15 protein-coding genes are annotated in these 14,920 nt (G+C 52.1%); 8 read left to right on the top strand and 7 right to left on the bottom strand.

From position 1 onward, the window contains the following. Positions 1-41: 41 nt before the first annotated feature. Positions 42-2,342, bottom strand: coding sequence for a DNA translocase FtsK (locus BM299_RS01155; RefSeq protein WP_245779587.1), 2,301 nt, complete (start codon positions 2,340-2,342; stop codon positions 42-44). A 221-nt stretch (positions 2,343-2,563) separates the two neighbouring features. Here BM299_RS01155 and BM299_RS01150 point away from each other — a divergent pair, with 221 nt between their 5' ends. Further along, on the top strand, positions 2,564-3,607 hold the full coding sequence (locus BM299_RS01150) for an HD domain-containing phosphohydrolase (RefSeq protein WP_092481620.1): 1,044 nt from the start codon (positions 2,564-2,566) through the stop codon (positions 3,605-3,607). A 16-nt stretch (positions 3,608-3,623) separates the two neighbouring features. Here the strand turns inward: BM299_RS01150 and BM299_RS01145 are convergent, their stop codons facing one another. Continuing rightward, the gene (locus BM299_RS01145) at positions 3,624-5,663 is read right to left on the bottom strand and encodes a cell division protein FtsA (protein ID WP_092481619.1); all 2,040 of its coding nucleotides are present in this window, start codon (positions 5,661-5,663) and stop codon (positions 3,624-3,626) included. A 187-nt stretch (positions 5,664-5,850) separates the two neighbouring features. Here BM299_RS01145 and BM299_RS01140 point away from each other — a divergent pair, with 187 nt between their 5' ends. From BM299_RS01140 to BM299_RS19815, 5 genes are all read left to right on the top strand, one after another. After that, a complete protein-coding gene (locus BM299_RS01140) occupies positions 5,851-6,249 on the top strand; it encodes a DUF2680 domain-containing protein (RefSeq protein WP_092481618.1) in 399 nt (132 codons plus the stop codon). A gap of 308 nt (positions 6,250-6,557) precedes the next feature. Next, entirely contained in the window at positions 6,558-6,917 is a 360-nt protein-coding gene (locus tag BM299_RS01135) for an ABC transporter permease (protein ID WP_245779586.1), read from the top strand. A gap of 97 nt (positions 6,918-7,014) precedes the next feature. Next, positions 7,015-7,464, top strand: a complete 450-nt coding sequence (locus BM299_RS01130) for a MarR family transcriptional regulator (protein ID WP_092481617.1) — start codon at positions 7,015-7,017, stop codon at positions 7,462-7,464. Between the two features lie 3 nt (positions 7,465-7,467). Next, positions 7,468-8,313: an MATE family efflux transporter gene (locus tag BM299_RS19820; RefSeq protein ID WP_220427518.1), complete on the top strand. Its 846-nt coding sequence runs from the start codon at positions 7,468-7,470 to the stop codon at positions 8,311-8,313. After that, a complete protein-coding gene (locus BM299_RS19815; RefSeq protein WP_220427519.1) occupies positions 8,313-8,810 on the top strand; it encodes an MATE family efflux transporter in 498 nt (165 codons plus the stop codon). Before BM299_RS19820 ends, BM299_RS19815 begins: the two co-directional genes overlap by 1 nt. A 246-nt stretch (positions 8,811-9,056) precedes the next feature. Here the strand turns inward: BM299_RS19815 and BM299_RS01120 are convergent, their stop codons facing one another. Next, positions 9,057-9,410 carry a hypothetical protein gene (locus BM299_RS01120; protein WP_092481616.1) on the bottom strand — a complete coding sequence of 118 codons (354 nt, stop codon included), beginning with the start codon at positions 9,408-9,410 and terminating at the stop codon, positions 9,057-9,059. An 89-nt stretch (positions 9,411-9,499) separates the two neighbouring features. Between BM299_RS01120 and BM299_RS01115 the strand changes: the two genes are divergently transcribed. Continuing rightward, on the top strand, positions 9,500-10,630 hold the full coding sequence (locus BM299_RS01115; RefSeq protein ID WP_092481615.1) for a S1C family serine protease: 1,131 nt from the start codon (positions 9,500-9,502) through the stop codon (positions 10,628-10,630). 153 nt (positions 10,631-10,783) lie between these two features. Here the strand turns inward: BM299_RS01115 and BM299_RS18805 are convergent, their stop codons facing one another. The 3 genes from BM299_RS18805 to lgt all read right to left on the bottom strand — a co-directional run bounded on the left by BM299_RS18805 (position 10,784) and on the right by lgt (position 13,328). Next, positions 10,784-10,882, bottom strand: a complete 99-nt coding sequence (locus BM299_RS18805; RefSeq protein WP_114340110.1) for a MetS family NSS transporter small subunit — start codon at positions 10,880-10,882, stop codon at positions 10,784-10,786. A 35-nt stretch (positions 10,883-10,917) separates the two neighbouring features. Further along, the gene (locus BM299_RS01110; protein WP_092481614.1) at positions 10,918-12,405 is read right to left on the bottom strand and encodes a sodium-dependent transporter; all 1,488 of its coding nucleotides are present in this window, start codon (positions 12,403-12,405) and stop codon (positions 10,918-10,920) included. Positions 12,406-12,554: 149 nt separating this feature from the next. Continuing rightward, the gene (lgt, locus tag BM299_RS01105; RefSeq protein ID WP_092481613.1) at positions 12,555-13,328 is read right to left on the bottom strand and encodes a prolipoprotein diacylglyceryl transferase; all 774 of its coding nucleotides are present in this window, start codon (positions 13,326-13,328) and stop codon (positions 12,555-12,557) included. On the opposite strand from lgt, the gene BM299_RS01100 reads away from it, so the two are divergent. Further along, complete coding sequence (locus tag BM299_RS01100; protein ID WP_092481612.1) at positions 13,310-13,510, top strand: hypothetical protein; 201 nt, start codon at positions 13,310-13,312, stop codon at positions 13,508-13,510. The two genes, lgt and BM299_RS01100, sit on opposite strands and share 19 nt — an antisense overlap. A 112-nt stretch (positions 13,511-13,622) precedes the next feature. Here the strand turns inward: BM299_RS01100 and spoIIP are convergent, their stop codons facing one another. Further along, the gene (spoIIP, locus tag BM299_RS01095) at positions 13,623-14,837 is read right to left on the bottom strand and encodes a stage II sporulation protein P (protein ID WP_092481611.1); all 1,215 of its coding nucleotides are present in this window, start codon (positions 14,835-14,837) and stop codon (positions 13,623-13,625) included. Positions 14,838-14,920 lie beyond the last annotated feature (83 nt).

Genomic DNA, 14,920 nt, shown 5'->3' with positions numbered 1-14,920 from the left:
AAAGGGGCTTTTGCGGCGGGTCATAAAAACTGCAGCGTGGTTTAAGACGCTGCAGTTTTGGCTTCCGGCGCGGTTTCTTGGTTTTCGAACACCTGCTGGTACTGCTCCATGGTCATCAACACCGCCCGGGGCTTGCTGCCTTCGAAGCCGCCCACGATGCCCCGCCTCTCCATGATGTCCACCAGCCGCGCCGCCCGGGCGTAACCGACGTGCAGGCGGCGCTGCAGCATGGATATGGACGCCGTGCCGCTTTCGATAAATATCCTGGCGGCCTGGGGCAGCAACTCGTCGGTGTCTTCGGTTTCCACCGAATCGCCTTCGGGCTGCTCCTGCAGCACGGCCTCGTTGTAAACCGGCCGGGCCTGGTCTTTGAGGAAGTCAACCAATTTTTCTACGTCCTGATCCGAAAGGTAGGCGCCCTGTACCCGCACCGGCTTGGCGGCGCCCACCGGGTAAAACAACATGTCCCCCTTGCCCAGCAGCTTTTCCGCGCCGCCCATGTCCAGGATGGTCCGGGAATCAGTCTGGCTGGAAACCGCGAAAGAAATGCGGGAGGGGATATTGGCCTTAATTAAGCCGGTGATTACATCCACCGACGGTCGCTGGGTGGCCACCACCAGGTGGATGCCCGCCGCCCGGGCCATCTGGGCCAGACGGCAGATGGCGTCCTCCACGTCCGCCGGGGCCACCATCATCAGGTCGGCCAGCTCGTCGATGATCACCACGATATACGGCAGGGGGTTCTGGCCGGGCTCGTGTTCAAATTCGCCGAACAGGGCGTTGTAACGGGTGATGTCCCGGACGCCCGCCGCGGCGAACAAATCGTAGCGGGATTCCATTTCCCGTACTGCCCAGCGCAGTGCTCCGGCGGCCTTTTTGGCGTTGGTGACCACCGGACTGACCAGGTGCGGGATGCCGTTGTAGTTAGCCAGTTCCACCATTTTCGGGTCAACCATTAAAAATTTGACTTCGTCGGGCGTAGACTTGAAAAGAATACTACAGATCAAGGTGTTTATGCACACGCTCTTGCCGGAACCGGTGGCCCCGGCGATTAGCAGGTGCGGCATCTTGGCCAGGTCCGCCGTAACCGGGGAACCGGCAATATCCTTGCCCAGGGCGATGGTTAGGCGGGACGATGAGCCGGCAAATTCTTTGCTCTCCAGCAATTCCCGCAGCGAAACCGCTGCGATTTCTCCGTTGGGAATTTCAATCCCCACGGCTGCCTTGCCCGGGATGGGCGCCTCAATGCGCACCCCGGCGGAAGCCATGCCCAGGGCGATATCATCCGCCAGGCTGACAATTTTACTGACCTTGATGCCGGGCGGCGGCTGCAGTTCGTACCTGGTTATGGAGGGTCCTACCGCCACGTGGGTTACCCGGGCTTTAATGCCGAAGCTCTCCAATATTTGTTCCAGTGTTTTGATTCTTTTGTTGATATCTTTGCCGGCCTGGTTTTCCCCCGATGACTGCAAAGGGGTCAGCAGTGTCACCGGGGGCAGGTGATATTCCTTCTCGCCCGTCCCGGTGGTGATTTTCAGCAGTGGGGGAGCCTCGTCGGGCTCCTCGTTTGCCGTTTCCGGATGTTTTTCCTTTGCCGCGCCGGGCCGGTCAGCATGATCAACCGGCGCCACTGTGGGCCGGGCCAGCTCAATTACCGGCTGATCAATATCTCCGGGCAGGGCCGTGAGGTCGCTTTGACCCGGTGGTTCGCCGGTTTTTTCTTTCGGGTTTTTTTTACACCGCCCGCGCGAGCGGGAAGTATCTTCTTCCACAAAGAGGAAATTAATGATCATATGCCACAGACGGAATACGGCTGACTTCAACCATTTCCACACGGTTGCCAGCAAGTCCTTCAGGGACCCGCCGGTACAGAGGGTTACACCTGCGAGGGTCAGGAAAACCAGCAGTATGGAGGTGCCTATGGTGCCGAAACAATATTTGCTGGCGTAACCCAAAGCGGCGCCCAATAGCCCCCCGCCCTGTCCCGCCAATCCGGCGGTAAATGACTGTGCCAGCGGGATCTGCCGGTGTAAAAACATTTCCAGGCTGCCGAACAGGATAAAAAAACCCCAAAAGCGGGCATTGACCCGCCACTTGCCCCGGAGCATCAGTTTGATGCCCGTGGGAATCAGTAATAACAAAAAGACAATATAACCGGAGCCGGTCATTATGCGCAAACCTTTTTTTATCAATAATCCCACAGTGCCGATGGCCCCGACGGTACTGGTGAAAACAGTGGTCAGGCCGATCAGGGACAGCGCGATAAGGGCCAGTCCGGCGATGTCGAACACAAAACCGGGACTGCCGGTTCTGGGCGGCTTATTTTTCGCGGTTTTTGTCAATTTAAGTTCTCCCCCTGGAGTATTTTCGGGAAAATTCTCATACCAGCAGCTTACCATAAAATGGTCATCAGGGCAAGGTTGGCGCACCGTGGACATATATGTAAAAAAATCAAATAAAACTAAGAGGATTTTGTTTTTTTTCTGTTGAATGATATTATAAATCTCGGGTTGTGGAAAAATCATTAAACTTACCGCCCAGATAGAACCAGAGGTGTAATTTATTGATAACCGAAGCGGGCAATCGCATAAATGAATTCATGGTTCTCGAGGACCTGCAAAAGTTGATCATATCGGCTTCACCATCCGGCGTGCTGGTGGTGGACAATGACGGAGTGATAGTCGGTTATAATGAAAACCTGAAGCGGCACTACGCCGTCCGTAATTTAGAGCTGATCAACAGAAAGTTGACGGACGTTTTTTTTCAAGGTAGGAAGAAAGACCGGCAGGGCAACTACCTCGACCCCCTGCTGGAAACCCTGGAAACGGGCCGGCCTTTGGTCAAGGAGATTGAGTTGCGGACCAACCAGGTTACCAGGGGAGCCGTTTGCCGTGTCTGGACCGGTCTGTTGCGGGACCGGGACGGCAGCATCATCGGTGCGTGCGGGGTTTATTATGACTTGACGCCATACCGGCAAACAAAGAGGGAACTGGAAAAAATAAATCGCATGCTGGGGGAAGCTAATTCCCAGTTGATCAACCAGCACATGGAAACCATCAGGGCCTTTGCCAACGCCATCGCCGCCCGGGACAACTACACGCGCTGGCATTCGGAAAAGGTGGCTGAATACGCCCAGCAAATCTGTTTCAACCTGGGGTTGGATGCGGAAGTGGCCAATATGGCTTATCTGTGCGGGTTGTTACATGACGTGGGTAAAATAGGGGTGCCCGAGGCTATTCTTACCAAGCCCGGTCGCCTTACCGGGGCAGAGTTCGAGATAATAAAAAAACACCCGGATATAGGTGTGAAGATTCTTGGTTCGATGCAAAACATGAAGGAAATATTGCGGGTCATCAGGCATCACCACGAACGCTACGACGGCAACGGTTATCCCGGCAAGCTGAAAAAAGACCAGATTCCGCTGTTAAGCAGGGTACTGGCGGTGGCGGATTCCTTTGACGCCATGACTTCGGACCGCAGTTACCGCAAGGCGTTTCCCATGGAAAAGGCCATTCGGGAAATAAAGCGCAATGCCGGTACACAGTTTGACCCGCAGGTGGTGCAATCCTTTTTGGAACTGGTACAGGAACAGCATATCGGCAAATAATAAGACAGGCTGCTTATCATGAAAGGCAACCTGTCTTTTCTTCATTTTGATCCCAGTAAATGTCGATGCGGTCGCCGTCCCGGACGGGATCGGTGTACTGGGCCCTTTTACCGTTGATTGTCATAACCAGCATGCCCCGGGGTTTGCTGGTATCTATGTCAATGTAATTAAAAACATCGACAAAAATGGCTTTTGGCACCGGCAGGTTGATTTCTTTTCCGTTGACGGTCAATGTTATGCCGGGTATGTTGCCTTTGCTGCCTGTGGGGGGCGGCTGGTCGTCTTTTTCCAGGGGCGTAATCGCCAGTATTTCCACATTGTCTCCGTTGTTCAGTGCGTCTTGGGCCGTGGCCCGGCGCCCGTTGATCATAACTTGGCGGCTGGCGGGGTTGATCCCGCAAAGGCCGGCGATTTTCTCCACCGTGGGGGTTTGTGTGATAACCAGGCGGTCGCCGGTTTGCAGCCCTGTGGCGGGGTCGGCTTCTCGCCCGTTCAGCAGGGGACGCGCCGTCCATTCCACGTTCCGGCCGTTTAACTGGATGATAAGTTTTCTTTGCTCCGGTAGAAAATCAGCCACCCGGGCACAAGCGTCCGGTCCGGGGACGGCCTTGATGACCAGGATTTCGTCACCGTCCTGCACGGTACTTTGTAAATTGGCTTCCTGCCCGTTAAGCAGTATGCGGGCCGGCTGTCCCAGGCCGCCGAACACGGTATGCGGCTGGTCATTTAAGAAGAATTTCAGGTCCCGGCCGTTTTTGGCAATCAGGTGGCGGGGATCGTACTTTATCAGCCCCAGGGCCTGGGACACGGTGATGTTCCTGGAATTAAAGAGTTTATAACCGCGGCCGTTTATCTTGACCTGCATAAATTCATAGCCCAACCTGGTCAGGGCCACCGTGGCGATACCCACCACCGTCACCCCTTCCGGGCCGGCCAGCAAATCATTGTTTTCGTGAACTAAATTTTGCACAAAGCTTCTGTCCCGGATCACCACCCGCCCATTATCCAGCTGTAAGCGTTCGGCCAGTTTTTCAGTTAAGGCGGGAATCCGGGCTCCGCCGCCGATGCAAAAAACAGACTTGGGCGGTGTGCCGCCGTTTAATTCCAGAATGCAGGCGCCGATGGCATCGGCCAGCCTGTCCAGGACCGGGTCGATAACCTGTATTAACTTTTCCCGGGGAACCGTGCCGGTCACGCCGATGATGTCCGTATAGGTTATGTTTTCTTCGGAGCCGATCAGGCGCTTGATCTTTTCCGCCTCGTTAAACTCCACCAGCAAGTTTTCAACGATGGGTTCGGTGATTTCGTCGCCGGCCTGGGGCACCATGCCGTAGGCAATAATGCTGCCGTCACGGGTGATGGCGATGTCCGAGGTGCCGGCGCCGATATCGACCAGGGCCAGGTTGAGCAGCCGGTAATTTTCCGGGATGGCCACATCAATGGCAGCGATGGGTTCCAGGGTCAGGTGGACGGGTTCCAGGTTAACCCGGTGTAAAACGGCATACAGACTGTTGACCACGGTTGTCGGCAGGAATGTGGCCACTATCTCAGCGCCTATCCGGTCTCCCATGTGTCCCAGGAGGTTGGATACGGGCAGGTCGTCGAGCAGGTAGGTGATCACACAGTGCCCGACGCAGTAATAATCAGGGGCGCCTTCGTCCTCCCGGCCGCGCTCCAGTTCCCGGTGGGCCTGGCGCAGAGCCGCCAGTTCCAGCCCGCGGATGTCCAGAGGTTCGATTTCCCGGTTTATGTCGTGTTCCATTTCCACCCGGCAGCGTACGGTTTTTAGGGAACGGCCGGCCGCGGCCACTGCCACTTTATCCAGCGCCAGGCCGGTTTTGCGCTCCAGGCGGGATTTGACGGCGGTAACCACTTCGGCTACCCTGGGGATATCGTGGATCTGTCCGTCATACATGGCACGTCCCTCGTGTTCGATACATTCCTGGGCGATAATTTTGAAATTTTTCCCCTCCATGCACCCGACAAGGCCGATAACGGTCCTTGTGCCGATGTCCAGGGCAAATATGACATTGTCTGCGCTCTGTGGAACAGTCATAAACAATTTCCTTTCAATAAAGACAATTTTACGAATATGTTGTCATCATTTATCCGGTATATTTAATAAATTATATCTTATAAATTACGTTTCCATCAATAACCACAGTTTTAACATTATCTTAACATTGGCACCGGGTGTTTGCCACATTTACGGGTTAATATAGCAATTAAAGGAGGGATGCATAATGAAAAAAATCATTGTGGCGGTGTTATTGGTTTTGGTGGCCGGCCTGGTGGCCATTCCGGCCTTCGCGGCTTCCACGGACAGCCAGGCGGACAACAGCTGGCTGGAGCAAAGGATGAACTGGTTTGAGCAAAGAATGAACTGGAAGAATGCCTATGTGGACCAGATGGTGCAGAACGGCGTAATCACCGAGGATCAGGGCAAAGTGTGGAAGGAACATTTTGACCAGGTGTATAAATTTCACCAGCAAAACGGTTTTCTTTGCCCGGGCGGCGGCCCCGGCTGGGGAGCCGGCAGGATGGGCGGCGGCTATGGTTACGGGCCCGGTATGGGCATGCGGGGCGGCTTTGGCGGCGGCCCGGGATTCTGGCAGCAGCAGGGCGCAGCCCAAAGCCAATAACGTAAAATTTTTGCATCGATTTGCAGGAAAAAGTAATATTATGTCGAAATAGATATATTGAAATTTCCGCCTAACAATTATCCCCCCTTTTTGGGGGGTCTTTTTTTTGCCGTTTTCATCCCTCTGCTTGTGTCTCGTCTAGTGGCATAGGGGTCTACTCTAAAAATAATATGTTCGGCGCGGGGCGGGTTGTTCCTCGCAAGTGATGTATCGGAGCGCCGGTAACGGGATTTGGCGGTTGCTTTCGGTTGCCGAATTGGTGGGACGAATCGCGCAGAAACCACTGGCATAGCTGGAAGAGAGGATCTGTGTCGGCTTTAAGCAAAAAAGATTTGATTGGCCGAAAGGTATCCGTGCTGGACGAGGCGCTGGCGGACGAAATTTTCGGCTGCTCCGAGCCCGTGGGGAATAAGGTGAGTATCGGCAGCACACCATTCCTGGTGGTGGGTGTGGTGGCCAGGGGCGACTCCATGTTGGGGCCCCAGAATGAAGCCAATGTATATATCCCCATTCGGTCCTGGCAAAACATGTTCGGCACATATGTGAATAACTTGGAAGGAAGCGCTGTTTCCAGGGAAAAGGTGCAGGAAACCATGGACCAGGCCGTAAAGGTGCTGGAACGGCGGCATCGCAGTTCCGCCCAATACGTCAGTTTACATGTAGTATAGTTGCATAAACAACTATTAGTGTTGTATAATTATAATAGTTGCGTCAACAACTAATCATTTTCCCATATTGCTAATTGAAGGCCGGAAGGGGGTAAATATGTCGGAACAAATTAAGTCTGTGGGTAAATGGGTTTCCATTATCGAGCGGTATGGCCAAATGTATTTAGAACGAAAATATCAAAAATATGGCATCGGCCACGGACAGGTAAAATTTTTACTGCTCCTCTATCAAAAAGATGGGGTTTCTCAGGATACCCTTGCCCATCAATTGCGTATGGATAAAGCAACGACTGCACGGGCGATCCAAAAACTCGAATGTGTTGGCTTTGTCAGGCGGCAACCCAGAGAAGAGGACCGGCGAGTAAACCTTGTGTATCTGACTGGAGAAGCAATCAAAATTAAGCAAGAAGTAAAAGCAATCCTAAAAACATGGACTGATGTAATAACAAAGGGGTTTTCCCAGGAGGAAAAAGAGCTGTTATTAGAGATGCTAAAAAGAGTCGCGGATAATGCAGTTGATTATTTTAATGAATTAGAAAGAAGGTAACCGATGAAGCAGCAAAGCACAAGATTAGGGATAGAAAAAATATCTAGTCTAATGATTAATCTATCTGTTCCAGCATTTATCGGCATGTTTGTCATGTCCTTATATAATATTGTTGATGCCATATTTGTAGCGAGAGGGGTTGGCACATTAGGAGTAGCAGCTTTATCCATTGCCTTTCCTATTCAAATGATTATGGGTGCATTAGCCGGTACATTTGGCATTGGTGGAGCTTCTATTATTTCGCGTCGCTTGGGAGCTAATGCGCTAGGGGAAGCAAATAGGGTTTTTAATCATATTATTTGGCTCATCGTGTTCTTTAGTATGCTTATGACTGCCACGGCATTTTTGTTCTTAGAACCATTATTAGTGATATTTGGTGCCACTAAAAACATTTTACCCTATGCTAAAGATTTCTTATCTATTATATTGTTGGGTTCTGTATTCGTAACCTTTGCAATGGCTACCAATAACGTCGTTCGTTCAGAAGGCAATGCGAAGATTGCCATGCTGACCATGGTTATGTCAGCAGTTATTAATATGATCCTTAATCCTATTTTCATCTTCGGTTTAGATATGGGAATAAAAGGCTCAGCCACGGCGACTGTCATTGCACAATTCATTGCTGCAACATGGCTGTTAAAGTATTTTATAGGTGGCAAAAGCTCCCTAACATTAAAATGGATTGGTTTTATACCGGACTTTAAAGTGGTTAAAGAGATTATTTTAATTGGCTTGCCTTCTTTTATTATGATGTCATCCTCCAGCTTGATGGTGGTTTCTGTTAACTGGATGCTGTTGACTTTGGTGGCGAAATTCATATTGCCGTTTTTGGTATTATTAACCGGATAATGGCTTTTGCCTATATGCCTATTGTTGGGATTGTGCAAGGAATGCAGCCGATCATTGGCTATAATTATGGCGCTAAATTACAGGGAAGGGTTACGCAAACCGTCAAACTGGGGTTAGTCGTATCAACTGTCATAGCCTCTATTGTTTGGGTCGTAACGATGGGAATTCCAGAGTTATTGATCAACATTTTCTCTAATGATGATAGTGTACTTGCCAACGGTACGAATGCTCTAAGATTGATTTTCTTGTTAGCACCAATCATCGGCTTTCAAATAGTCACCGGAGGACTTTATCAGGCATTGGGAAAAGCCAAAACATCTTTAATGTTATCGATGTCAAGACAACTTTTGTTCCTTATTCCCATCGTTTTAACACTCCCACATTTATACGGATTGGAAGGCGTTTGGATGTCATTTCCTATTGCAGATGTATTAGCCTTTCTTTTTGCATTGATTATTTTGTTAAAAGACCGAAAAATGCTTTTTTCCAACCTATAATAACACCCGATAAAAAAGCGCGCCCTAAATCAGTTCCCTAAACGCGCGCTTTCCTGTAATCCAGTACGCCAAAGCGCATACCAGAGAACCGGCAGTTCCCACCAGCGGCCCGCCGGCACCTACTATTGCTTCCTGTCATGCCGTTTTGGGCATTTCCTTCATGGCAATGCGGTTGACTACATGTTGACTACATAATGAAGCCTTACGATGAGGAACGAACACCAACAAACAGCAAGTCATCTTATTCTAACCGGAGCCCAGGGCGGCCAGCCATGTTTCTTTTTTAGTCATGATTTCTTCCAGGCGGTCAATGTAAAGCCAGGGGTCCCTGGGGTTGTACCGGTTCAAAAGCAGCCCGTCCGGCAGCAGGTACTTGGAGCCCGCCCCGGCGCCGAGACCGATGACTGTGTGCCGCTCCTCCATGACCATAATGTTGTAAAGGCACTCCCGGCCGGGCAGGGTGTAACTGACATTCTCCTGATGCCCCAGGGTATCTTTGATGTCCGCCACTGTCTCACCCGGCAGTCCGGCGAAAAAAAACTTATTATGTCGTCTATGCCCGGCCGGCACCCGGTGTTTCCGTCCGCCGGAAAGGCGCATAAAAATAGCCCCCCGGTGAAGGTAAACGGGCTGTTTTGGACAAATAATATACAAGGAAAGCAGTATACCATGACAGGAGAGGCCCGATTATGCAGCAAGACCGTGAACCAGGCCGGGACAATCGAGACGGCACCGAAGATGGAGTGAAAAGCATCTCTTCCGGGAATGACCGGTACCGGCAGGAAGAGGAAATCCCGAACCGGGAACCGGGTGGCGGCACCCGCCCTTCCGGCGGCGATAGGGTCGAATCCGGCGCCGGTTCTGTAGAAGGCTCCCGGGAAGATGAATACGGCGACCAATATGACGACGGATTCGACTATTTGGAGGATGACGACGAGTACGAGGATTACGACGAGTACCTGGAAGAAGGCTACGAAGATGACCCGAAAAAGGACTACCCGGAAGACTACGACCTGGAGTACCTGAAACAGTTTGAAGACGAAGAAGATAAAGACGCGGACGAGGCTGAAGAGGGAGACGGGGAGGAGCCGCCGCGCAAGTCAGTGGCGCTGCGCCTGGTGGCCCTGATCACGGTGGTGGCCTTCCTGGGCCTGGCTCTGGCCGCCTCGTGGCCCGTGCTGCAGTTCCCGCTGGCCGAACTGGTGGGCCGGTCGCTGCAGTTGCAAAGGGACATCGACGTCCAACACCTGCAGCAGGCGGTGGTGCAGATCGACGTGATTTCTAAGCGTCCGGGCGCCTCTGTTATGGCCCGGCGCAGTTCGGGCACCGGTTTCAACATCCGGGCCGACGGTCTGGTGGTTACCAACCACCACGTCATCGACAACGCTTTGAACATGACCATAACTTTCCCCGACGGCGGCATCTACCGGGCGGAAAGCTGGTCTTCGAAGCCCGAGTTCGATCTGGCGGTGATTAAACTGGCGGCCCGGGAGGACGCAAAGGAACTGCCGGTGGTGCCCGTGGATTTGGATTACCTGCCGGGCCGGAATGACGACGTGAGAGTGGTCGGCAACCCGCTGGGTTTGAACAACGTGGTGGTGGAGGGCCGGGTGGACGGTTACTTGAGGTTGCGGGACAGGCCGGAGCCGGTGTTTTCCATAGACGCTCCCATTTACCCCGGCAACAGCGGCAGCCCGGTGTTCAACAGGAACGGCGAAGTAATTGGGGTTGTCTTTGCCCGCTACCACGCTGAGGTGGACGGCGAGGAAAAAATATACGGCCTGGCCGTACCCATCAGCGAATTGCAGGTCGAAGTGTAACGCAAAAATAACGCCCTTGACACCTCCTATTGGAAGGCGCAAGGGCTTAAGAGTTTGCTTATTCGTTATCTGAAACTTCGTCAACCTTTGGGAACCGCCTAGTGCGGACCCGCATGCGAGAAGTCGGGGGCTTGCCGCCCCCTCCTGCTCGATTTAGTACCTTTTCCTTAACGCTATACTGATGCACACAATGGTGCCGCCCCAGAGAACTGCCATACCGAACAGCATCATAGCGATTGCGCTACCGGTCATATATTCAACCTCCCCGGATAAAAATAGTTGTGGCGCTAGTCATTGAGCAGTTCGCGGTTGCGCCAGCCGGAGGCCCGTAATATATAGCCGCCCACAATGGTGATGGCGATTACGCTCCAGCCCAGCATGACCACCGCGGAAAGCGGGTAGCCGCCGTAAGGCGCTTTCAGGTCCCCCCACAGGTTGGACAGGGCTACGTAGCCCAGCACCACCGGGGTGATGAATTTCAGGCAGAATACCCACCAGCCGCCCACCTGGAAGTCGGAAATGGGATTGATGTGTTCTTTGATGGAGTTGACGTTGAAGAACCAGGCTATCAATATAACTTCGATCAAACCGCAGAAGGCAATGCCGATCTGGTTGGTGAAGTGGTCCACGATATCCAGGAAATACAGGCCGGCGCCGGTGGCCATATACAGGCTGATCAGGCCGGCTACCAGGCAGTACACCGTAACCACTTTTTTGCGGGGCGCATTCAATTTGTCCATTAATGCGGATATGGCGGCCTCGTTGATGGATATATGCGACGAAAGGCCGGCAAAAACCAGGGACAGGAAGAAGAGCACCCCGAACAACTGCGGCGCGGTGGGCATGTTGGAAATGGCCGTGGGGAAAGCCACGAAGGCCAGACCAACACTGGCGGTGACCACTTCTTCAAAGGGCTTGCCGGAAATTTGCGCCATCCAGCCCACGATGCTAAACACGGCAATACCGGCCAACAGGCTGAAGCCGCAGTTACCCAGTGCGGTGATGAAGCCGTTGTTGACGATGTCGCTTTTCTTGGGCAGGTAACTGGAATAAGCGATCATGATGGCAAAACCGATACTTAAAGTAAAGAAAATTTGCCCGTATGCGGCCACCCAGACCTTGTAATCCAGTATTTTGCTGAAATCGGGCTGGAACAGGTAATTCAGGCCGGAAACAGCCCCGGGCAGAGTCAGGCCGCGCACGGCGATAATAAGGATCATTGCAATAAGAACTGGAATGAAAATTTTGTTGGCCAGTTCGATACCCTTTTTGACCCCGCTGTACAATACAACGAAGTTAATTATCCAGGCAAGCACCAGCGCCGCCAGAATGTATGTCTTGATGCCGCCGAAATCAAAGGCGCCGCCGGACAGGCCGAGGTATTTTTCAAAGAAAAACGCGTTGGCGTCGTCGCCCCAGGCCATATTGAATGAATACCCTACGTAGTTCAGACTCCATGCCACCACGCCCACATAATAAACGGAAATAAAGAAAGCGATAAATACCTGGCCCCAGCCGAGCCACTCAAAGCCGGGACGTGCTTTGGCCAGCGCCAGCGGCGCCGATCCACGAAACTTGTGACCGAGACCGAATTCCAAGATAATCAAGGGAATGCCGGCGGTCAACAGAGCGAAAAAATAGGGGATTAGAAACGCGCCGCCCCCGTTTTCATAAGTCATGTAGGGAAAACGCCAGATGTTCCCCAGGCCGATGGCCGAACCCACAGCTGCCAATACGAATCCCGCTCGCGTGCCCCACTGTTCTCTTTCTAGCACATCGCACAACCTCCTTAAAAAATATTGAATAGAACATCTAAAGTTTCTGCATAAAGAAAGGATTTCCTGCAAATTCCTGTTAATTTTTAATTAAATTGCGTTTTTTTATACATGGCAAGTTTACATAAAACAAAGTTTTATTGCGGAATTTACTTTCTTTGCCGCTGTTGGTTTTGACGCAGGCGGAAAATTCCCGCGATGCCCACCAGTATCAAGGCTATGCTGACTAGTTGGGCCACCCGGAACGGGCCGAGCATCAGGCTGTCCGTGCGCAGGGCCTCGATAAAAAACCGTCCCGTGGAATAAAGGATCAGGTAAAGAAAAGCTATTTCACCCTCGGCTTTTTTACGGGGCCAGCGCCAGACAAGGGTAAGAAATACCGCAAAGTCCCAGATTGACTCATACAGAAAGGTAGGGTGGTAATACCGTCCTTCGATGAACATCTGGTTTTTGATAAACGCCGGGAAAAGGTTGATGAATTGCTCGGTAACCGGTCCACCGTGGGCTTCCTGGTTGATAAAATTGCCCCAGCGCCCGATGGCCTGTCCCAGGATTAAGCTGGGCGCAATGATATCGGCGGTTTTCCAGACGGGAATGCCGTAGCGGTACACGTAAAACAGGCCGGCCAGCAAGCCCCCGGTAATGCCGCCGTGGATGGCCAGCCCGCCATGCCAGATGGCCAGCGCCTCCCAGGGGTTGGCGCGGTAATTTTCCCAGGTAAATATAACATAATAAAGCCTGGCGCCGATAATGGACGCCGGTATAATCAAGGTGATCATATTCAAAATATGGTTGGGATCGATATTATTCTGCTGGGCGCGGCGGTAAGCCAGAAAGATGCCCACCAAAAAAGCGGTGGCCATGATGATGCCGTACCACCTGATTTGCAAGGGGCCAAGACTTATTGCAACAGGGTCGATCATTTCATAAAACCTCCGGTCTTTTGGAAAATGTTATGCTGTTATTACCGTTCTTATATATTTTATCATACCGGGTGGATAAGGATAAATTCAAGAAGGGGAACAAAGAGAGTTTCGGCTATGAATTTGCCAATCCCCTGACCAGGGAATTTGCCGAAGAAAAAAACAAAGAGAAGAAAAAATAAATGTAAAAAGCAAAAAGGGGACAGGCTCCTTTTTCGCTTTTTGAAAAAGGTGCCTGTCCCCTTTTTGCTTTTTAATTCCGGGGCATTTTCAGGCTGTGTCTTATAGTCTTTGTCAGCGAATTTTTCTCTTGTTGAAGTAATCGCGCAATAATTTGGCACCAGAGGCTAATGAGGGGAGTATTTTTTCCATAAGAAAAACACGCAATTGGCGGCTCAGGTCCGCTGTTTTGCCAAGAAAAGCTTCCAACCTTGCGCTTCCCGCCGCCAGGTGGGGTTTAATTCTTTTTACCGGTACTTTTCCGGTTATTTGGCGGGTAAATCTCTCCAGTTCTTCCGGGCCGGCGTTGACGGCGACAAAAACCGCCCCCCCCACCAGTATCAGCATGATTAAAAACACCGCGGTTTTCCACAGCGCCCGCTCTCCGACCGGCTGAATGGCCGTGCCGTCCGGGGGAACATTGAGTCCCAGCACCACCGGTGTGATGTCTGCTAGCAGGGCAATGCCCTCTTCCGCATTTTCCTTATAGTTAGTATAGGTGCCCGCCTCGATGAGCAGGGCGGTGGAAAGCAGGTCCTGGTTATAGTTTCCATGGGCCTTGTAAATCTCCATGACCAGACCCGGGTACTTTTCGTTGGCGTAAGCCATCAATCGCTTGGCGAAATCCAGGTTGGCCTGCATTTTGGGGTTTTGCCGGCCCACGACCAGGCGCAGTTGGGTTACCGGTTCACCGTTTATTCTTTTCCGGTAAAAATCGGGGTCGTCAACCCCGTCCCGGTGAATGTCAAACATGGCCACGGGGGTTTTTTTCAGCAATTTGAAGGCCGTGCGCCGGGAACGGTAGTAGGCGTTCTTGTCGTGCGGGTCATGGGGGGTCTTATCCAGCTTGGTTCTAACTTCTTTTTTTAGCAACTTGTTTTTGAATGACTCCCCGACATCGTAAATGCCCCCGTTAAAGGGAATGGAGGCTCGGCCGTCCGAAGGCACGTAAGATTCGTCGGTGTGCGTATGGTAGATGGCCACCGGGCGTTCGGTCCAATTTTGAGCCGCTGCGGGCACGGCCTGAGTGGAACGGTAAAAATCCATCAGCGCCAGCAGCCTTTTATCCCGGCCCAGGGAAACCGCTTCGGCATATTTTCCCCGGCAGCGGACCACCCGGTAACGGGCGCCGTCAGGCTGGTAAACCTCGTCGCCCGGAAACGGCCGCCTGGAACATTTGGTCACCAGTTCACCGTCGCACATTATTTTATACACCCGGCCGGGCATATGGGCATAGTCATGGTTGTCGTCCCCGGCTGTTGCCGCTGCCGGCCAGAACAAAATCAGCACTAGAAGTATTAAACTACGGTGAATAATTTTTCATCAGCCCTTTTATCTTGTACTTTAAGAGGTTGTTCGAAAAGTCCGCGCGA

The sequence above is a fragment of the Desulfoscipio geothermicus DSM 3669 genome (assembly GCF_900115975.1).
Classification (GTDB): domain Bacteria; phylum Bacillota; class Desulfotomaculia; order Desulfotomaculales; family Desulfallaceae; genus Desulfoscipio; species Desulfoscipio geothermicus.
The sequence above is the reverse complement of the archived record's forward strand: the minus strand, read 5'-3'. Positions and strand labels throughout refer to the sequence as shown.